15 protein-coding genes, 19 tRNA genes, 1 pseudogene and 1 riboswitch are annotated in these 19242 nt (G+C 39.1%); all 35 genes and pseudogenes read right to left on the bottom strand.

Annotation, left to right across the window (positions count from 1 at the left end):
* Positions 1–37: 37 nt before the first annotated feature.
* Positions 38–283, bottom strand: a complete 246-nt coding sequence (locus tag LI954_RS05515) for a GlsB/YeaQ/YmgE family stress response membrane protein (RefSeq protein WP_202063998.1) — start codon at positions 281–283, stop codon at positions 38–40.
* Positions 284–311: 28 nt separating this feature from the next.
* Complete coding sequence (locus LI954_RS05510) at positions 312–467, bottom strand: hypothetical protein (RefSeq protein ID WP_229443914.1); 156 nt, start codon at positions 465–467, stop codon at positions 312–314.
* A gap of 246 nt (positions 468–713) precedes the next feature.
* Positions 714–1673 carry an IS30 family transposase gene (locus LI954_RS05505; protein WP_229443913.1) on the bottom strand — a complete coding sequence of 320 codons (960 nt, stop codon included), beginning with the start codon at positions 1671–1673 and terminating at the stop codon, positions 714–716.
* Between the two features lie 405 nt (positions 1674–2078).
* Positions 2079–2876 (bottom strand): alpha/beta hydrolase, encoded by a 798-nt coding sequence (locus LI954_RS05500; protein ID WP_202063996.1) that lies wholly within the window; start codon positions 2874–2876, stop codon positions 2079–2081.
* 24 nt (positions 2877–2900) lie between these two features.
* The gene (locus LI954_RS05495) at positions 2901–4382 is read right to left on the bottom strand and encodes an MDR family MFS transporter (protein ID WP_229443912.1); all 1482 of its coding nucleotides are present in this window, start codon (positions 4380–4382) and stop codon (positions 2901–2903) included.
* A 158-nt stretch (positions 4383–4540) separates the two neighbouring features.
* On the bottom strand, positions 4541–5728 hold the full coding sequence (gene metK, locus LI954_RS05490) for a methionine adenosyltransferase (protein ID WP_202063994.1): 1188 nt from the start codon (positions 5726–5728) through the stop codon (positions 4541–4543).
* A riboswitch (SMK box riboswitch) is annotated at positions 5726–5840 on the bottom strand. It overlaps the preceding gene by 3 nt.
* Positions 5841–6174: 334 nt before the next feature.
* Positions 6175–6606 (bottom strand): hypothetical protein, encoded by a 432-nt coding sequence (locus LI954_RS05485; RefSeq protein WP_202063993.1) that lies wholly within the window; start codon positions 6604–6606, stop codon positions 6175–6177.
* Positions 6607–6782: 176 nt separating this feature from the next.
* Positions 6783–7496, bottom strand: a complete 714-nt coding sequence (locus tag LI954_RS05480; RefSeq protein ID WP_420705970.1) for a DUF1003 domain-containing protein — start codon at positions 7494–7496, stop codon at positions 6783–6785.
* Between the two features lie 759 nt (positions 7497–8255).
* A complete protein-coding gene (locus LI954_RS05475; protein ID WP_202063992.1) occupies positions 8256–9893 on the bottom strand; it encodes a peptide ABC transporter substrate-binding protein in 1638 nt (545 codons plus the stop codon).
* A 29-nt stretch (positions 9894–9922) separates the two neighbouring features.
* Positions 9923–10240 carry a cupin domain-containing protein gene (locus tag LI954_RS05470; protein ID WP_229443911.1) on the bottom strand — a complete coding sequence of 106 codons (318 nt, stop codon included), beginning with the start codon at positions 10238–10240 and terminating at the stop codon, positions 9923–9925.
* A gap of 492 nt (positions 10241–10732) precedes the next feature.
* Positions 10733–11548 (bottom strand): histidine phosphatase family protein, encoded by an 816-nt coding sequence (locus tag LI954_RS05465; RefSeq protein WP_229443910.1) that lies wholly within the window; start codon positions 11546–11548, stop codon positions 10733–10735.
* Between the two features lie 367 nt (positions 11549–11915).
* Positions 11916–12107: a hypothetical protein gene (locus LI954_RS05460; RefSeq protein ID WP_229443909.1), complete on the bottom strand. Its 192-nt coding sequence runs from the start codon at positions 12105–12107 to the stop codon at positions 11916–11918.
* A 325-nt stretch (positions 12108–12432) separates the two neighbouring features.
* Positions 12433–12634, bottom strand: a pseudogene (locus LI954_RS05455) (family 1 glycosylhydrolase); the annotation flags it as partial.
* Positions 12635–12796: 162 nt separating this feature from the next.
* Positions 12797–14227: a 6-phospho-beta-glucosidase gene (locus tag LI954_RS05450; RefSeq protein WP_229443908.1), complete on the bottom strand. Its 1431-nt coding sequence runs from the start codon at positions 14225–14227 to the stop codon at positions 12797–12799.
* A gap of 135 nt (positions 14228–14362) precedes the next feature.
* Positions 14363–16261, bottom strand: coding sequence for a beta-glucoside-specific PTS transporter subunit IIABC (locus LI954_RS05445; protein WP_229443907.1), 1899 nt, complete (start codon positions 16259–16261; stop codon positions 14363–14365).
* 150 nt (positions 16262–16411) lie between these two features.
* Positions 16412–17254 (bottom strand): BglG family transcription antiterminator LicT, encoded by an 843-nt coding sequence (gene licT / locus LI954_RS05440; RefSeq protein WP_202063981.1) that lies wholly within the window; start codon positions 17252–17254, stop codon positions 16412–16414.
* Between the two features lie 262 nt (positions 17255–17516).
* A tRNA-Glu gene (locus LI954_RS05435) sits at positions 17517–17588 on the bottom strand.
* Between the two features lie 12 nt (positions 17589–17600).
* Positions 17601–17674 (bottom strand) — tRNA-Ile (locus tag LI954_RS05430).
* A gap of 3 nt (positions 17675–17677) precedes the next feature.
* A tRNA-Gly gene (locus LI954_RS05425) sits at positions 17678–17748 on the bottom strand.
* Between the two features lie 10 nt (positions 17749–17758).
* Positions 17759–17831: transfer RNA gene (locus LI954_RS05420), tRNA-Asp, on the bottom strand.
* A gap of 33 nt (positions 17832–17864) precedes the next feature.
* A tRNA-Met gene (locus LI954_RS05415) sits at positions 17865–17938 on the bottom strand.
* A 12-nt stretch (positions 17939–17950) separates the two neighbouring features.
* Positions 17951–18040 (bottom strand) — tRNA-Ser (locus tag LI954_RS05410).
* 13 nt (positions 18041–18053) lie between these two features.
* Positions 18054–18125 (bottom strand) — tRNA-Glu (locus tag LI954_RS05405).
* 9 nt (positions 18126–18134) lie between these two features.
* Positions 18135–18222 (bottom strand) — tRNA-Ser (locus LI954_RS05400).
* A 2-nt stretch (positions 18223–18224) separates the two neighbouring features.
* Positions 18225–18298: transfer RNA gene (locus LI954_RS05395), tRNA-Ile, on the bottom strand.
* A gap of 5 nt (positions 18299–18303) precedes the next feature.
* Positions 18304–18374: transfer RNA gene (locus tag LI954_RS05390), tRNA-Gly, on the bottom strand.
* Positions 18375–18384: 10 nt separating this feature from the next.
* Positions 18385–18457: transfer RNA gene (locus LI954_RS05385), tRNA-Phe, on the bottom strand.
* Between the two features lie 4 nt (positions 18458–18461).
* Positions 18462–18534, bottom strand: a tRNA-Asp gene (locus tag LI954_RS05380).
* A 33-nt stretch (positions 18535–18567) separates the two neighbouring features.
* Positions 18568–18641: transfer RNA gene (locus LI954_RS05375), tRNA-Met, on the bottom strand.
* Between the two features lie 12 nt (positions 18642–18653).
* Positions 18654–18743: transfer RNA gene (locus LI954_RS05370), tRNA-Ser, on the bottom strand.
* A gap of 30 nt (positions 18744–18773) precedes the next feature.
* Positions 18774–18847 (bottom strand) — tRNA-Ile (locus tag LI954_RS05365).
* An 18-nt stretch (positions 18848–18865) separates the two neighbouring features.
* Positions 18866–18939, bottom strand: a tRNA-Met gene (locus tag LI954_RS05360).
* Positions 18940–18948: 9 nt separating this feature from the next.
* Positions 18949–19021: transfer RNA gene (locus LI954_RS05355), tRNA-Ala, on the bottom strand.
* A 21-nt stretch (positions 19022–19042) separates the two neighbouring features.
* Positions 19043–19116: transfer RNA gene (locus LI954_RS05350), tRNA-Pro, on the bottom strand.
* 4 nt (positions 19117–19120) lie between these two features.
* Positions 19121–19194, bottom strand: a tRNA-Arg gene (locus tag LI954_RS05345).
* Between the last annotated feature and the right edge of the window lie 48 nt (positions 19195–19242).

The raw sequence follows: 19242 nt of genomic DNA, 5'->3' as shown, positions 1-19242 counted from the left end.
AACTCATTTATTATTCAATCTTATCAATAAATTGGGCTTAATTGCTTCTTCCAAAGAAGAAGGAAATAACTGCGACGAAAATTACTGCACCGATAATAGACGGAACTAATGCCATGCCTGCCAAGCTGGGTCCCCAGCTGCCAAGTAAAGATTGTCCAATGGCAGATCCCACTAACCCTGCTACAATGTTTGCAATCCAGCCCATTGATTCACCTTTATTTGTAATTGCTCCTGCAATCACACCAATTAATGCTCCTACTAATAATGACCATATCAATCCCATTTTCTATTCCTTCTTTCTCATGATTTTTTCAGTTGCATATTAATTGTACCCTTGTTTCCATTTGCTCTTTCGCTTGGTCTATTTCTCTGTTAATTGCTTTTTTCGCTTTATCAGTTTGATTAGAAGCAAATTCACTTTTATTTTCCGCAAAATCACTTAATTTTTTGAAGTACCCTAGCATCATAAGTCAGTTCGCCTTTTACTGCATTTTGATCTTGTTCTGTAATTACTGCTTCTTGTGAACCTATTCCATTTCACCATTAGAATCTTTGACAGTAACAGCTCTTTCTTTCTTCGGCCAAAAAAGGATGACAAAAAAGAGCGTGATCAATAAAATAAATAAAATCAAACTAGCCCAAAATAAATACAGGTTAAGGTATTGACCAATAAATAAAGAATAAGTAATTTTCATTTTTGGTAATTTCATTTGTCAAATTAACCTAGACACCATTTCATCATCCATATAACTCAAAAATACTTCCATGGGGGTTCGATAGTTCAGTGATTTCCTTGGAATATGGTTCCTTTTTGAGGCAACCGATTGGACAAATGCCTCATCAACTTCATTGAAATTCATTTGCTTAGGAAGTCCATCCTTTCTAAGCAGCCCATTTGAGTGCTCATTCAGGCCGCGTTGAGAGGGAGTTCCTGGATCCGCAAAATAGATATCGATGTCTTGCTTATTAGAAATACTCTTCCAATTCGAAAACTCTTTTCCACAATCAAACGTAATTGATTTGAAGAGATTTTTAGGAAATGTGCTAAACCATTCGTTCAAAGTTGTTTCGATATCTTTGGCTTTATGTCCATTAGGTTTGAGTGTGACGATGGCTTTTGATTGGCGTTCAACTAGCGTAATGACAGCACTTTTATGATGAGCACCCACAATCGTATCGCCTTCTAAATGGCCAAATTCTTCACAAAAATGAGGATATTCCTGTTCTCTTTCGTCAATCGTCCGTCTAAAGGCTTGTTTTCCACGTTTTTCCTTATGACCGTTAGGCTTTCGTTTTCCTTTCAACGGTAGGAAGGAACAATCAAAGAGACCTTTTCTAAACATCCGATAGAGGGTTCGAATCGAGCAGTCAATCGGAAACTCACCACAACCAATCAGAACATCTGGCGTCCACCCTTGAGTTACTTTCGTCTGAATATAGTCTTTTTGTTCATCAGGTAAAACAATGGACCGACGACCACAACGAGATTTGTGCGCCTTGTATTGTTGGTAGTATTCGAGCGCAGTATATCCAGCTGCTAGAAAATGATACACGTTATAGATGGTTTGACGAGCACGTCCTAAGCGTTTAGCAACTTGTGCAACAGGTTGCTGGGTATTGAAATAAGCTTCTATCATCACGAGTTCATTTGGTGTAAGATGAGTATAGGTCATTTGTCTTCACTCCTTATAATTCTTTCGACGGAACTATTTTGAGTGTAGCACAAATGACTTATTTAGTTGTCTAGCTTAATTTTACTATCGGCGTAATGAAAGAACTGCTGCCTGACTATTGTAGATAATTAACGGAGCTAATAATGTCAAACCAACAATAACCAGTAAGCCTAAAATAAGCTTTTTCCCTCTGTTCAACACCTCTTCCTCCATTCAGACTATAATTCCTTACATTTTTATTCTAAGGATAAAATATATTTTTTTCAAAAATTATGCACTAAAAATGAGAAACTAATAAAAAAAGAACCAATATACTTCAAATTAAAGTGTATTGATTCCGATTATTTTACTCATTGCCTCGTCAACAAAAGTTAATGACGTTTCTGATGGATCAGTATAATTTTTTTATTTATTCGCTTCATTAAGCGGAAGCCATAAAAGAAATTTTTGTATCCACTGATCCCAAAAGATCCAGTCATGCTCGCCTGCAGCTGTTTCAAAGAAATGAGAAATAGTTGCTTCATCAAGAATAGCAGATACATCCTGACTGGCATGCAGCAATGGATCCTGCTCTCCACAGGCCAGGAAAATCTTTGGAAGCGCCTGATTTTCTCTGATTGCTTTCTGAAGAAGAAAAACCAAATCATGCTCTGAGTTCTTAAAATTTTCCAGCGGACCAAAAACACCTTCCCAATAGGTCTTTCCTCTTATCGCCAACAAATCTTCCACTCGTGCTGCAATATTCAGCGGTCCTGATAAAGAAGCAACGGCTGCAAACTGATCTGATTGAAGGAGTCCCAATTTCAACGCTCCATATCCTCCCATAGATAAACCGGCCGCAAATGTTTTTTCCCTTTTTTTACTTAGCTGAGGAAATAATTCATGACAAATTTTGGGAAGTTCCTGTGAAAGAAATGTCCAATATCTCATATCGTACTGCGTATCTGTATACCAGCCAAGATCTGTAGAGGGCATAATCACAGCAATGCCAAGATCTGATGCGTAACGTTCAATATTTGACCTTCTCTCCCACACACTGTGATTACCACCCATGCCATGTAGCAAATAAAGTACTGGTACATCCGTTGTATTTCCCGGACTGCTTCTTCCTATAAGCTTTACTGTTTTTTGCGGCAGTAAAACGTTCATTATTACTTCCATTCCCAAAACAGTTGAATACATATTTACCTGTAAAAATGCCATTGTAATCCCCTCACCTTTTCTTCATTACCTTATTTTAGCACTAATTGCTCTTTTTGGTCTCTGTAAAAAAAGAATTAGCAGCAATGCGGCAGCGACTAACATCAGTCCGGCGATAAAGACACCATGCAGCCCGTCAAACAGAATAGTTCTGAGCGGTACTAAAATTTCTTTAGGAATATCTCCGGCAGTGTGCGGGTTGACTAGCTGGTTCATCATCCCTTTATCCACACTCAAATTGCTTTGATTTAGACTGACAGCTATTAAAGAATTCAGCAAAACACCAAAAACAGAGATCATAATCGTCTGTCCGATTGTCCGACACAATGTATTAAATGAAGTGGCAACCCCTACCTCAGTACTCTCTACACCATTTTGTGCAGTTACAGTAGTCGTTGTAATGGTAATTCCAAACCCAATACCGAGCTCAGCCGAAATAATAAAAAATAGAATCACTGGTACTGAAACAGGAAGTAAAACAAGACAAAGTCCGCCAATCAAAATAATACTCAGACCAATCAGCAAAACCTTAGTCATTTTCAACTTGACCATTAAGCTGCCTCCGACAAAAGAACCGACCATCCACAACACGGACATGGGTGCCAATGCAAGTCCGCCCAGCCCTGCACTGGTTCTTAGAACGCCCTGCATCCACATGGGAATATAAACCTCAACTCCCATCAGAAAACCGCTGATTAACGCAGCAATCAAATTAACCAGCATAAATGAATTGTTTTTAAACAGATGGAGTGCAATAACCGGATCTTCTGCCCGTTTTTCCACAAAGAAAAAAACTGCTATAAAAATAGTTGTGACTATCAGACCTATTAAGATCTTAAATGAGAACCCTTCATCTCCAATCATTTGGAAACTCAACAGTAATGTCAGCAAAGAAATCATCAACATCACACTACCCAAAATATCCATCGGCTGCTTTGTTTTTTCGTGCTTGTTTTCTATCAGATACACACTGATTAATGCCAGCAAAGCAAGACCAATTGGAACATTAATAAAGAATATCCAATGCCAGCCGACTGTATCCACAATAAAACCACCGGCCAAAGGACCAAACACACTGGCTACACCCCACGCAGCACTGTTCAAGCCCAGGATTCTCGCTCTTTTTTCTGTAGGATAAATATCTGCAATAATTGTCAGAGCGACCGGCATAACTGCACCAGCTCCGATTCCCTGAACAGCTCTGGCTATAATCAGCGTCAACATGCTGGGAGCAATTCCGCATAAGGAAGATCCTAAAATAAAAATACTGATCCCTATCAAAAATACTGGTTTTCTGCCGATTTTATCAGCCAGTTTACCATAAATCGGTGTCAGCATAGCATTTGTAAGCAAATAAATGGAGAATACCCAGTTCATAATTTCCATTCCTTCAAGCGAACCAACAATCGTCGGCATGGCCGTAGAAACAATGGTTCCTTCGATTGCTGTCATAAAAGTGGCTGTAAATACACCAATTGTTACTAATTTCGTATTTGTCTGTCGTTCCATTCATTCATCTCCGTATTCTTCCAGAAGAAATTTGAACCGGCAGGATACTCCTCCTTGGATGCTCAAACTTTTCCACTTTCTTTCAAATTACAATAATTTCATTACTTTTATACAAATTAAAAAGCCGCTCTGCTAATTGTTTAACAGAGCCGCCTCTTTTATTCCTTTAAACTGGCTTTTAAAGCATCAACTTTGTCTGTCTGCTCCCAAGGCAATTCAATATCTGTACGACCAAAATGTCCATATGCTGCTGTTTGTTTATAAATAGGACGACCCAGATCCAGCATATCAATAATGCCAGCCGGACGTAAATCAAAATTTTCCCGAACTGCTTCAATCAGTTTACTCTCAGGAATGTCACTCGTCCCAAATGTATTGATGGAAATTGATACTGGCTGTGCCACTCCGATTGCATAAGCCAACTGTACTTCAGCTTTTTTAGCCAATCCTGCTGCAACGATGTTCTTAGCAATATATCGAGCTGCGTAACTTGCTGAACGGTCTACTTTTGTTGCATCTTTTCCTGAAAATGCTCCACCGCCATGTCGTGAATAACCGCCATAAGTATCAACAATAATTTTGCGCCCTGTCAGCCCTGCATCTCCCTGAGGTCCGCCAATGACGAAACGACCAGTAGGATTGATAAAATATTTTGTCTCATCATCCAACCATTTTTCCGGGATTACTTTATTGATCACTTGTTCTTTAACATCTTTTTGTATCTGTTCCAGCGTTGCATGTTCATCGTGCTGTGTGCTGATAACGATTGTATCAACTCGCACTGGCAATCCAGCTTCATCATATTCTACTGTAACTTGAGATTTAGCATCAGGACGAAGATAGGATAAAGTTCCAGATTTTCTCAAATCTGCCAGACGACGAACCAGCTGGTGGCTTAAAGAAATCGGCAAAGGCATAAGCTCCGGTGTTTCATCCACCGCAAATCCAAACATCAAGCCTTGATCTCCTGCTCCAATTTCATCTTTAGCAGCTTCTGTACCACGAACTTCCAAGGCTTCATCCACACCTTGTGCAATATCAGGCGACTGTTCATCAATTGCTGAAAGAACAGCTACTGTTTCTCCATCAAACCCATATTTTGCTCTAGTATAGCCAATATCCTTCACTGTCTGACGAACAATTTTTTGAATATCCACATACGCTGTTGTCGAAATTTCTCCAAAAACTAAAACCAGACCTGTTGTAACAGATGTTTCACAGGCTACTCTGGCCTTTGGATCCTGCTCCAAAATTGCATCCAAAATTGCATCACTGATCTGATCAGCTACTTTATCCGGATGTCCTTCTGAAACTGATTCTGATGTAAATAAATGTTTCTCTGCCATAATATGATATTCCCCCTAATTTATATTCGGTTACAAGGCATCTTTGCATACGTTTCATTTCTTTTTTGAAGATAAAACCTTTTGCAAATCCTTTCGGGAACTTGTAACGTAACCAGTATAGCAAACAATTTCTGAAAAAGCTCACTTTAAATCAAATTAAGACATAATTATTCCTCAGCCTTAATTTTTGAGTGGCTGAAAAATTTTTGATAAATAAGAAAAGAGCTGGAAAAACCAAGAAAAGTCTCATCCCGCCCTCTAAAAATTCTTCAGCACTTTTATTTTAATCCTAATTGATTAAAGCCATATTGCAGAATACACAATCCTATTTCTTTTATCATCACTGCACCAACAACATAAACTGTCAGTGCAGCTCTGAAGACAGCTGAAGCAATCTTTAAATGCTCTCTGTTATCTGATTATTCAAATATCTCTGGAAATAATATCTACATTTTATGAACACTGTGTGCACTTTTGATCCCGCCGCATGCTTCACGACAAGCCTGATTGATCAGATCAAAAGATGTTTGTATCCCATTAATTCCATGTCCATATTTTACAGTATCCACAATCATGCAATGTTCATCCATTGCATCAAGCCAATAATAAACGCCTCTTTTGTATGCATCCAAGCCTTCGCATAAAAGTTGTGTTGCCGATCTCCCATCATAAGGGTTTAAGATTTTCCGAAAATTTTCATCTTCGACAAACAGCCGATTTACATTGTTTCTGCAAAAAACATACGTATCTTTCTTTTTTCTGTTTGCAATTTGTTCATAGCCCTCTTGTTGTATTTCCTTGGAAACCGTTGTAAAAATTTCGTTATACACTTCGACTCTCTGCATTACTGATAAAATTGTATCTGTGTAGTCAAACATAATAAAACTCTCCCCTTCCAAGCGAGTCAAACGAATTGCTCATAATGTTATTATAGTATCGACTATCCTTTTCTTTCAAGTAATATGGTCGGGAAAAATTTCAAAAAACAAATTTATTTTTATTTTACCGCATATAATATCCAAAATTACCTAAGAAAAATTTATTTATATTATTACTATCTTTTCTTATTTTTAACTCTTTCCAATTGCTCCTGAAGTTCTCCTAAAAGCTCCAGCTGAATATTTTGAATTTCTACTAAATGCTGCCACTGATCATTAATCAGATAATCTATTTTTTCATGAAGCAGATTTATTTCCACCTCCGCTTTCAAATTCACCTTGTAGTCACTTTTAGCCTGTTCCCGATCTCGTTCTTCTTCTCGATTCTGACTCATCATGATAATCGGTGCCTGAATGGCAGCAAGACATGAAAGAGCCAAATTCAATAAGATAAAAGGATACTTATCAAAAGGCTGAATAAAAAATCCGGCAGTATTCAGAATTATCCATAAAATAATCACCACTATAAATATAAAAATAAACGGCCAGCTGCCGCCAAACTTTGCTATCGCATCTGCTGCTTTCTGCCCTAATGTCAGCTCCTCCACACTTGTTTTGGCAGACCTGTTTATAATATCCTCATTTCCCTTCAGTTCTTTATAAACCAGTTGATTTAACTGCTCATTTTTCAATGTTTCATCGGCTAAAAGGGTACGGACATAACTTAATCGATAACTCAAAAGCTGAGAGTATGTAAGTTGTGCCCCCATTGTCAAATCTGGATTTTTTTCCAGTATAAAATTACGGATTTCTTCTTCAACATCTGAGATAGTTATCATTTCCAGTTTATCTTTAGAAAAATTTTTTTTCACATCCTTTTCCTCCCCTATATTTTCGCTAATTCAATATATATTCGCCTAAAACCTCCAAATCCTTGATATACAAGAATTCACCGCCTGTTTTTATTCTTACTCCATTGTATCAAGTTAATTACATCATCCTAGGTGGCAAAGCGAACACTTTACACTGAACAGCATTGAGATGCAATAATTATTCTGACACATTTCTTTGCTAGGCTTTTTATTGCCGGAATACTCCATGATGGGGACTCTTTGTTAAGCATACCGATTCTTTAATCAGTCAGTTTTTTATAGATTCTTTTGAGCTGCCCTATCTTCCTAATAGTACACGTTTCAAGCTATTTAAGAAACTATTATGTCTACAGTATCTGAAAATGAGCAATATAAAGGCTTATCATTTTTCAGTATCTGCAAATTATTTATTTAATAGGGTAGAGGGGAAATAAATTCCGCCCCTCCCATTGCACCGTACGTACGGGTCTCGTATACGGCGCTACATTCACTTTACAACCTCTTGATTTACTGTCTTGGTTTTACGTTTACCTTTTGGACTTCGGTTTGTTGAGCAACCTCATCCACCATTTAGCCTCATCAAGTTTCTGTTCGTAGGCTCAAAGTTTTGCTACACCACTTCCTTCACCCCGCCATTACTGACTTCGGCTTGTGGTTCGCTACGCTTGGCGGTAACTACCCGCGACTGGACTTTCACCAGCTAGATAAGTGCCACGCCTGGCACACTCAAAAAAGCCGGAATCCAAACGACTGGAATTCCGACTTTCTATCTATTCGCTACTCTGCTTTATAAACATTCTTTAATGTTAACGGGGCAGCAAACGTATGATAATTAAGACCTTTTATTTGCTCGCCATGCATAACTGATTGCTGATTTTGGCTGATGATAATCATCCCTGCTGTTTCTTCAATCACTTCTTTTTCAGCAGCAATCAGCGTTTCCCAGCGTTTTACCGGGTCCATCGCATATTTTTGAGACGCATCATCTAACAGCTGATCATAGGTTTCATTCGAATAATTCCTATCATTACCAGTATAAAGCATCTTCAACGTCGAAATAGGATCTTTATAATCCGGCGTCCAGTAAATCAAAAACATGTCATAGTCACTTTCCCGACCGAAGTTCAGTGCAGTTTCTGTAGGAAGAGCTTTAACATTGACAGTCAGTCCATCAAATAATTCCTGAAGCGCGCCTTGTATACCTTCACCCATTTTTTTATAGGAACCATCATCAGTGACCATTAACTCCAATTCAATCTCTTCTCCAAGTTCTGCTTGTGCTTTTTTCCAATAGTCTAAAGCTGTTTCTTTATCATAGACCATCAAATCACCCGCATCTTCTCTAAAGTCCTTTCCGGTTTCAGGATTTGAAACAAAACCTTCCGTTACTGCACCATATAACGGTTTTGACCCATCCGCAATAATATTGTTTACCAGTGTTTCTTTATCAATTCCTAAAGCAAGAGCTTTTCTTAAGTTTTCATTTTTAAGTGGTGTGTCTTTTCCCATACGCTCCTGATTCAACCGAATATAGTTCATCGTTGCTGTCGGATAAGAATGATAGTTTTCATTATCCTGGTTTTGCTTAGCTATTTCCCCTGTAATTGTTGCAACATCTAATTGTCCATCTTCAAATAAATTCAATGCTGTAGAAGCTTCTTTGACTACTTCATAATGGATCTCTTCAGATTTTACATTGTCTTTATCCCAATATTTTTCATTTTTTACCAAATCCCAATTCAAATCATTCTGTTTCCAGTTTTCGACTAGAAACGGACCATTATATACAACAGATTCACTAGTCGTTCCGTAGTCAGCACCAAATTCCTCCACAATCTTTTCGTTCTGAGGAAAGAAAGTTGGAAAGGCTAAAACTGAAGTAAAATAAGGTTTTGCATCCGCTAATATAACTTCCAGTGTATAGTCATCTAACGCTTTAACGCCCAATTCATCCGGTTCTTTTTCCCCGTTGGATATTTCCAAACCATTCTCAATCGTTTCTACAATTAGAAAACTGTACACAAGCCCATTTGCCGGATCAATCATTTTCTTCCAGGCATATTCAAAATCATGTGCTGTTACTGGATCATCATTACTCCATACTGCATCTTCACGTAAATAAATCGTATAGGTTTTACCATCTTCAGAAATTTCCGGCATCCTCTCTGCCACTGCTGGAATAATCTCATCATTCTCATCTAAAGCATATAAACCTTCAAAAGCAGCTGTCTGTACTATGGCATCAGGGAAGTCCAGCATCACAGATGTATCCAATGTTGTCAATTCTGATGCAGACATCAGCTGCAGCGGAGTTGTTTCTTCAATCCCACTTTCTTTTTGAGTGCTGCCTGTACAGCCAACCATAAGTATACCTGCTGCCACTAATCCCGTTAGTGCTTTAATTGCTTTTTTCATTCTTATCTCCCTTTCTACTTCATTTTTTCTTACTCTCGTTCCACAAGCATCCAAACAACAACCGCCGGCTCATCTCCATCATTATAATTAATATGCCCTTCCCCTGCTTCAATGAGTTGGGCTTCTCCAGGTTTTCCTACAAGAGCCTGCCCATCTTCTAATATTGTATGTGCTAAACCGGAAACAACATAGGAATATTCGTCCTGATCATGTCTGGAAAATCCTTCCATCGGTCGTTTCTCACCAGGCGCCAGCGTAACTACACCCATCTGAACCCGTTTATTTGGTTGATTTTCCTGATCAAAAAAAATGGTCATTTCCTGAGGTAAAGTTGGTTTAATTATCATAGCTAAAGTCCTCCGCTAGTTATTCTTTTTTGAAGTGATAGTATTAATTATTACGTTCTTGACAGTGTATGTCAATATTTTTTAGAAAATTCTGAATAATCAAACGTCATTTGAACAAAAAAAGTGACATAAAACTTTTTTGTCAGTTTTATATCACTTGATTATAATTCACTCATTATCCTATCTTTTAAAACGAAGTAACAAATACTTAGAAATGGCATTTTGACAAAACTATAACTTACACTAAAAGATAGTCTATAAATGATGTTCAATGATAGGAAATATTCCCCTGCATGCTTCAATAGCAAGAATGAGAACGAGCAGCTGTTCATTTCTATTGGCGCATGTCTTATGATCATGTAAGAACGTGCTCCTGAGCTTCTTGGAATGCTCATCACCGATCCAGTTGCCTCATATGTAATACTACTGGATCGGCTATACATTTCTTGGATGAGAAGCATAGCTCAGGTTTAAATCGGTCAATATAATAGTTTATTTCTCTTGTCCTTTTTCTATATAACTCAAATCGTTTACTTTATCTAATGTGTAGCTGCCGTCTTTATAGACGATTGTACATACACTGGCATTTTTCAGTCCGCCTTCCGGAATCTCAAAGTCATCAAATAAAGTATCCAGCAAAGCAGAGATACTTAAACCATGCGAAACAACAAGCACATTACCGGAGCCTTCAGTATCCAACTCTTTTTTCACTAAATCATCTAAACCAGCTGTTAAACGAGCAGTAATAGTTTCATAATCTTCAGCAGGCCAGTTTAAGCCTTCTTCATCCCTGCCTTCATCCAATTTTGCCACACTATCAGCAAAAGATTCCGGTGTCATATTTTTCATAAATTCTTCCAATGTCACACCTTGATCGTCAGCAATATCCTGCCACATAGTGTGGTTTAAATCACCTTCGTATGTTCCAAAATTGAACTCTCTAAAACGCTCGTCTGCATTTAATGGCAGTTCTGAGGCAGTTGCGTTTTCTGCAAGAATCATTTTTGCTGTTTGCATTGCTCGACCACTATCGCTGCTGTAGGCACTTTGAAAATCAACATCTTTCAGACCAATACCTGCTGCTGTTACAACTTCTTCCCCAGCTGGAGTCAAAACTGCATCAGACCACCCCTGTACTCTATCTGTCGTGTTAAGCATGGTTTTACCATGACGAACAACATAAATAGTCAACTCCTCAGGTTTCTCAGCCGTAGTTGTTTTCTCACCTTCTTCTGCTTGATTACCACACCCCGTTGCAAATAATAGTGACAGCCCCAATACTCCAATTACTTTAAACATTTTTTTCATATTTCCCACTCCTTATAATTTTTGGTATTAATTGATTTTTAATACGAGCGTGAATCAATTAATTTTTTTCCTGTGGTCCGATGTCCAGTATTTCTAAGTGGTAGAACCACAAAGAACTAATGGCACTCCTTGTAATTTTTGATATTAATTGATTTTTAATACGAGCGTAAATCAATTAATTTTTTTCCTGTGGTCCGATGTCCAGTATTTCTAAGTGGTAGAACCACAAAGAACTAATGGCACTCCTTACAATTTTTGGTATTAATTGATTTTTAATACGAGCATAAATCAATTAATTTTATTCCTGTGGTCCGGTAGCCAACGCGTTTCATCTTCACATAAACGCGTTTGTATCGAGGATCGCAGTCTAACGAGAACCGCAGATACAATGTTCAAGAGTCACATAAGCCTGTTGTATCATGGACTGGAATGGCAACAGTTTTTTGACAGTTTCTATAAATAGTTGTGATACATCCGTTTGTTCTGTTACGGTTGCCCTTGACAATGAGCCTCCTGGGGTATGTGTCTTCGTTTTGTCGCCTGAGTCTAGAAACGGCACAGACGATTCCCTCCGGATAACATACCCCAACTCATTGTCAATGGTTCACTTCGCCAACAAACCACACTAGATCGTGTTTTTTAACACTCTAATTTCCACAGAAAAATTGTCAAACAAAATGTAGCCTATTCAGACCGCAGTCTAACAAGAACCGCAGATACGACTACGCTTGAAAAGTGCAACTACACTAAGCGAATAAACTTTTCATAATTATTGATAGTAATTTAACTTTTTCATTTTTAAAATTAACCTTATTTCCCTCTAGAGAACCATCCATAGAATAATTTCACTTATTATTATTATTAAGCGCTTTCTAGTCAGATACCCCTTCAGGCAAAGATTTTTCTCTTGAACAGGATCTGATTTTTCCATCTTTTGTTTTATACGTAATCATTCTTGGCTCAGTGTGACTCCCACCTGTAATCGCATCTAAAGTGCTTAATCCTTTGCCATCGGATTAAATAGCCGCCTTCATATTGATTGGCAGCTGTCGCACCACCCCATAAAAAGTCTTTAGGAAATGCCATCTGCTCATTGCTCCTTCTGTTTTTTCTCAGAAGTATCATAAAGATACATTGAGAACAACTTATCGACCCTTTTGCTTAAATAAAAAAATAAATCGTTTTCATTCAAAAACATAGAAATGGGCTGAGATGAATCACAAGACTTTTCTCAGCCCGCTTAGTTATTTAATTACTTAGATCTTCACCATTTGAGGCAATCACTTTCTTGTACCAGTCAAATGATTTTTTTTTCGTACGTTTTAATGTGCCATTTCCTTCATTGTCACGATCAACGTAAATAAAGCCATAGCGTTTCTTCATTTCACCTGTTCCAGCACTCACCAAGTCAATACAGCCCCAGGTTGTATAGCCCCATAAATCTACGCCATCTAATTCTACAGCGTCTTTCATAGCCTGAAGATGGGCCGCCAGATACTCAATGCGGTAATCATCCTCAACATAACCATTTTCATCAGGTGTATCAACAGCACCCAAGCCATTTTCAACAATAAATAATGGTTTTTGATAACGATCATACAGATCATTCATTGTTATCCTTAACCCAAGAGGATCAATCTGCCAACCCCATTCACTCGCTTCAAGATAAGGATTTTTAACTGATGCAAAAATATTTCCTTGAGTCTGTTCCAGCAATTCTGGATCAACGGTTGCAACACGTGAAGAGTAATAAGAAAACGAAATAAAGTCTACAGTATGAGCTTTCAGTAATTCTTTATCGCCCTCTTCCATTTTGATTTCAATCCCGTTACGTTCCATTTCTTTTAATGCATACGCTGGATATTCTCCACGAGACTGCACATCAATAAAGAAGTAATTTTCACGATCATTTTGTTTTCCTGCCCATACATCTTCCGGTTTTGGTGTATATGGATAGTTGCTGCCTGCAGCAAGCATACAGCCGACTTTGTTCTCAGGATCAACTTCATGCGCAATTTTAGTTGCGATTGCACTTGCTACCAATTCGTGGTGAGCAGCCTGATATTTCACTTGTTCTTTGTTGTCATCCTCTTCAAAATAAAGCCCTGCTCCCATAAATGGTGCATGCAGAATCATATTGATCTCATTAAATGTCAGCCAATATTTAACCAGCCCTTTATAACGATTGAAAATTACTTTACACAAGTTTTCGTAAAACCCAACCAGTTCACGACTGCGCCATGCACCATATTTCTTAATCAAATGCATTGGACAATCAAAGTGTGTGATCGTTACCAATGGTTCAATCCCATATTTGTGACATTCTTTAAAGAGATCTTCATAGAATTTCAGACCTTCTTCATTAGGTTCTGCCTCATCTCCATTTGGAAAAATTCTAGTCCAGGCAATAGATAAACGATAGGTTTTAAAGCCCATTTCACCAAATAATGCAATATCTTCTTTGTAGCGATGGTACATATCAATTGCTTCTTTTGCAGGATAGAAATGCTCATCATCAAAATCAAACATTTTCATCTGTCCAGAGATAATCGGAAATCTGTCTTTGCCAATTGGAACAACATCCACATTCGCCAAACCACGGCCGCCTTCATTATATCCGCCTTCACACTGGTTGGCTGCTGTTGCGCCGCCCCATAAAAAATCTTTTCTAAATGCCATGTATAAAATCCTCTCCTACTATAGAGATGAGCCAGAAGAGGCTTTGGAAGGAGTACGGTTTTATTACACCCCTCATCTCTCCAAAACGTCTTCCGAAAAAAATCATCTCATTTTTTTGTTCATTTTTATTTTAAATTAAGCCAACGCTGTAATCAACGTATCATTTGAAGTAACTTCTCTGTTTTGTGTCTCCACAATATCCAGATAATCTCCTGAATTCGTTACAATAACTGGCGTTTCAACACTGAATCCAGCTTCTTTAATTGCAGCAATATCAAATGTTACCAGAACATCACCTTTTTTAACTTTATCACCTTGTGCGGCTTGGGCTTCAAAGTATTTCCCATTCAGTTGAACCGTGTCCATACCAATATGAATCAGCAATTCCATTCCCTGATCAGAAATCAAACCGATTGCATGTTTTGTCGGGAATAAGGTCATTACAGTAGCGTCAAACGGTGCTCTTACAATCCCTTCTGTTGGATTAATCAATACCCCTTTACCTAATGCGCCTTGAGCAAATGCCTGATCTGCTGCTTTTGCCAAAGGTAACACTGTTCCTTTCACAGGGCTTAAAACAGCTTCTTTCATTGCTTTTTGCACGGGTTCCGTAGCTGTTGTTTCTTCAACTGCCTCATCTTTCCAAAAGAAGAATGTTAGAGCAAAAGCAATAGCTGCAGCAATAGCAATCCCTATTACTGAATTGGCAACACCGCTTGCATCATCACCATTGATAAAATTCAAAAACCCGAAAATTCCCAATCCGCCCATTGTATATGAAGTTACTTGATCAATCATTAGATAGAGACCACCTGCTGCTGCGCCAATCATTGAGAAAATGAACGGAGTCCTTTTAGGTAATGTAATACCATAAATAGCTGGTTCTGTTACTCCAAAAATCCCAGAGATAATTGCTGGTGGACACAGAGCTTTCATCTTCTTATCTTTCAATTTGAAGAACATTGCCGCAACTACTGCAGTTTGAGCAAAACTTGCTGCAAATGAACCTGTTAAAACCTGACTGAATCCATCTTGTGTAATTTGCATGATTGCCAATGGTATAACACTCCAGTGTAAACCAAAGATAACCAATACCTGCCAGAAGAAGCCAAGAATGACTCCATATAATGCTGGTGAAAAGTCCATCAAGCCTTGGAAACCTGCGCTTAACAACTCCGTTAACATACTGATAATTGGACCAATTACCAGAAACCCAATTGGTAATGCAATTAATAATACAAAGAATGGTACCAAGAATGTCTGAACCACTTCAGGAATAATTTTCTTGAAAAGCTTTTGAATTTGAGCCGCAAAAGCAATAATAAAGATGATTGGTACAACACTACTTGTATAGCTGGCACCTACCCAAGGAATCCCCAAAAATGTATCGTAAGCAGGCAGACCTAACAAGCTGTATGGTGCAGCTCCTCCTATCCCGGCAGTCATTTCATACGCAGATTGTAATGCACTGCCCTGAACAGAGGGATAACATAATGCTGCTCCAATAACGATCCCCACCATCGGGTGCAGCTTAAATTTCTTAGCAGCCGTGTAACCAAGAATAACAGGCATGAAATAAAAGATTGCATCGCCAATACCATTCAACATTGTATAAGTCCCAGAGGTATTCTCATAAAATTTTAAAAAGACAAATAATTCATTAAACCCTTTTACCATACCGGCAGCCGCTAAAGCCCCTAAAAATGGCTGGAAACAGCCGCTCAAAATATCAATCAGACGATTAAAAATATTTCCTCCTGAAGACTCTTGTTCAGTATCTGAAGAAATTCCTGCGATACTTACTACTTCCTCATAAACCGCCGGTACATGGTTTCCAATAACTACTTGATACTGACCGCCGCTCTTCATCACTGTAACTACGCCGTCCATGTTTTTAAGTACGTCATCATTAGCCTTGCTCTCATCCTTCAATTTGAAGCGCAACCGAGTGATACAGTGCGTTAAGCTGTTAATATTCTCTTTCCCACCTACATTTTGTACTACTTTTTCTGCTAAATCATGATATTTACCCATTGTTATTTCCTCCATTTTCTATTTTTCAATAGTTATTTGAAGGTTTAGCCAACTTAATGTCACTATCCAAAAGCCACGTCTTTTCAGACATCACAGGGTATTTACATTACTTTTTTCTCTATCCTCCTTACTATATATTTTATAAACAATTTAACTGTTCTTTGACACCAGACGTGCAATATGAATGGTTAAATATAGTTTTTCATCATTAGAAATTGTGTAATTATACGTATCCTGCAAATAAGTACCTATTGTATTCACACAACTGTAGGCATTCTTATATTTTACCTTGATAACATCCAGCAGTTCATTGTCTGTCTCTTCCAAATACTGTTTCTTCGTTGTTAAGCGATAAGCAAAAAACTTAAGATGCGTCGTGAAGCGATAAAAATAAACGGATGTTTCATCAAACGAGATTTTGAAATAATATTTTATAATATTCATAATTTCCTGCATAATCTTTGTAATCTCGTATGTATTTCCCGGACTCTCGCCATCTTGCTGCGCGTTCACAATATGTAAGGCTATAAAACCAGCCTCGTCTTCTGATAATTGAATGTCGTATCGCTCTTTTACTTTTTCAATTGCTTCCATACCAACCTTAAATTCATCAGAGAAGAAACGCTTTATATCCCACAAAAGAACATTTTTAACTTCCACGTTCTTTTTCACTCGTTCAATTGCTGTATGCAAATGATCCGTTAAAGAGATATAAATCGTTTCATTCAAACTTTCATTAATCTCTTTCTTCGCATACTCAATAATTTCATCTGATATTTCTAAATATTCCAATGGTATATCCGCCAACAGCTCCTGAAATCGCAAAGAATTAGTTTCATTTTTTAGCTGATAAATCTTATCTACATAGTCTTTGGAGATAAAATCACCTGGCTTCTTTTGAAACCCCAATCCTTTACCCATAACTATTAGTTCATGCCCCCGATCATCAGCAGTAATGATCACATTATTATTAAGTATCTTATGAACTAACATCTTAACCCCCTTTCTGAATAAAAAAACAGCTTCTATTCGCTTATTCAAAAACAAAAAACCTAACCACTTCAAAAAAGACGACAAAAATTCATCTTTTTAGAAATAACTAGGTTTAGCTTGTAATTAAACAATCACTATCCAACATCTAATCATTCAGTTTTAATACCACTAATCACAGATTACATGATAAAAATACGTTTGTCAACGCTTCCAAAGGGATTAAATCAAAAAACGGTAGCTCTCTACCGCTTATTGATATTAATGACCCGTACGGGAATCGAACCCGTGTTACCGCCGTGAAAGGGCGGTGTCTTAACCGCTTGACCAACGGGCCTGTAAAAAACAATGGGCCTAAATGGACTCGAACCATCGACCTCACGCTTATCAGGCGTGCGCTCTAACCAGCTGAGCTATAGGCCCATAAGCGGGTGACGAGAATCGAACTCGCGACAACAGCTTGGAAGGCTGTGGTTTTACCACTAAACTACACCCGCAAAAAAATAACGGTTCCGACGGGAATCGAACCCGCGATCTCCTGCGTGACAGGCAGGCATGTTAACCCCTACACCACGGAACCTTATTCATTTTCGTTCAAACACTGTTTAAACAATTGCGGGGGCAGGATTTGAACCTACGACCTTCGGGTTATGAGCCCGACGAGCTACCTGACTGCTCCACCCCGCGATAATTTTAAAAAGGAGGATAAGGGATTCGAACCCTTGCGTGCTTTTACACACCTGACGGTTTTCAAGACCGTTCCCTTCAGCCGGACTTGGGTAATCCTCCATAAAAATAAAAATGACCCGTACGGGAATCGAACCCGTGTTACCGCCGTGAAAGGGCGGTGTCTTAACCGCTTGACCAACGGGCCTACTTAGAACGGAGAAGGAGGGATTTGAACCCTCGCGCCGGTTTCCCGACCTACACCCTTAGCAGGGGCGCCTCTTCAGCCACTTGAGTACTTCCCCAATGGGCCTAAATGGACTCGAACCATCGACCTCACGCTTATCAGGCGTGCGCTCTAACCAGCTGAGCTATAGGCCCATTAAAGCGGGTGACGAGAATCGAACTCGCGACAACAGCTTGGAAGGCTGTGGTTTTACCACTAAACTACACCCGCATTAATAGGATGGCGCGGGACAGAATCGAACTGCCGACACATGGAGCTTCAATCCATTGCTCTACCAACTGAGCTACCGAGCCAAAACGGTTCCGACGGGAATCGAACCCGCGATCTCCTGCGTGACAGGCAGGCATGTTAACCCCTACACCACGGAACCTTATTCATTTTCGTTCAAACACTGTTTAAACAATTGCGGGGGCAGGATTTGAACCTACGACCTTCGGGTTATGAGCCCGACGAGCTACCTGACTGCTCCACCCCGCGATAATTTTAAAAAGGAGGATAAGGGATTCGAACCCTTGCGTGCTTTTACACACCTGACGGTTTTCAAGACCGTTCCCTTCAGCCGGACTTGGGTAATCCTCCATAATATAAGAAATACTAACAATGTCACAATGGACCTTGTAGGACTCGAACCTACGACCGGACGGTTATGAGCCGTCTGCTCTAACCAACTGAGCTAAAGGTCCAAGCTCTTAAAAAAATAATCGCGGCGAAGGGGATCGAACCCCCGACCTCCCGGGTATGAACCGGACGCTCTAGCCAGCTGAGCTACACCGCGAATATAAAATGGAGCCTAGCGGGATCGAACCGCTGACCTCCTGCGTGCAAAGCAGGCGCTCTCCCAGCTGAGCTAAGGCCCCAAAACAATCTTAAATCTTATATCGGGAAGACAGGATTCGAACCTGCGACCCCTTGGTCCCAAACCAAGTGCTCTACCAAGCTGAGCTACTTCCCGAAAACGCGCCCAAGAGGAGTCGAACCCCTAACCTTCTGATCCGTAGTCAGACACTCTATCCAGTTGAGCTATGGGCGCATCTTATTATTTGTACCTATGCCGAGGACCGGAATCGAACCGGTACGG

This window comes from Enterococcus sp. CWB-B31 (genome assembly GCF_020567645.1).
In the GTDB taxonomy this organism is placed as follows: domain Bacteria; phylum Bacillota; class Bacilli; order Lactobacillales; family Enterococcaceae; genus Enterococcus_L.
The sequence above is the reverse complement of the archived record's forward strand: the minus strand, read 5'-3'. Positions and strand labels throughout refer to the sequence as shown.

Bases quoted from the DNA above. Each gene is read 5' to 3' on its own strand.
- LI954_RS05495 (WP_229443912.1), bottom strand. From the start codon at position 4,382: ATGGAACGACAGACAAATACGAAATTAGTAACAATTGGTGTATTTACA.
- LI954_RS05505 (WP_229443913.1), bottom strand. From the start codon at position 1,673: ATGACCTATACTCATCTTACACCAAATGAACTCGTGATGATAGAAGCT.
- LI954_RS05510 (WP_229443914.1), bottom strand. From the start codon at position 467: ATGATGCTAGGGTACTTCAAAAAATTAAGTGATTTTGCGGAAAATAAA.
- LI954_RS05450 (WP_229443908.1), bottom strand. From the start codon at position 14,227: ATGGCATTTAGAAAAGATTTTTTATGGGGCGGCGCAACAGCAGCCAAC.
- licT (WP_202063981.1), bottom strand. From the start codon at position 17,254: ATGTTAGTTCATAAGATACTTAATAATAATGTGATCATTACTGCTGAT.
- LI954_RS05445 (WP_229443907.1), bottom strand. From the start codon at position 16,261: ATGGGTAAATATCATGATTTAGCAGAAAAAGTAGTACAAAATGTAGGT.
- LI954_RS05515 (WP_202063998.1), bottom strand. From the start codon at position 283: ATGGGATTGATATGGTCATTATTAGTAGGAGCATTAATTGGTGTGATT.
- LI954_RS05475 (WP_202063992.1), bottom strand. From the start codon at position 9,893: ATGAAAAAAGCAATTAAAGCACTAACGGGATTAGTGGCAGCAGGTATA.
- LI954_RS05485 (WP_202063993.1), bottom strand. From the start codon at position 6,606: ATGTTTGACTACACAGATACAATTTTATCAGTAATGCAGAGAGTCGAA.
- LI954_RS05465 (WP_229443910.1), bottom strand. From the start codon at position 11,548: ATGAAAAAAATGTTTAAAGTAATTGGAGTATTGGGGCTGTCACTATTA.
- metK (WP_202063994.1), bottom strand. From the start codon at position 5,728: ATGGCAGAGAAACATTTATTTACATCAGAATCAGTTTCAGAAGGACAT.
- LI954_RS05500 (WP_202063996.1), bottom strand. From the start codon at position 2,876: ATGGCATTTTTACAGGTAAATATGTATTCAACTGTTTTGGGAATGGAA.
- LI954_RS05470 (WP_229443911.1), bottom strand. From the start codon at position 10,240: ATGATAATTAAACCAACTTTACCTCAGGAAATGACCATTTTTTTTGAT.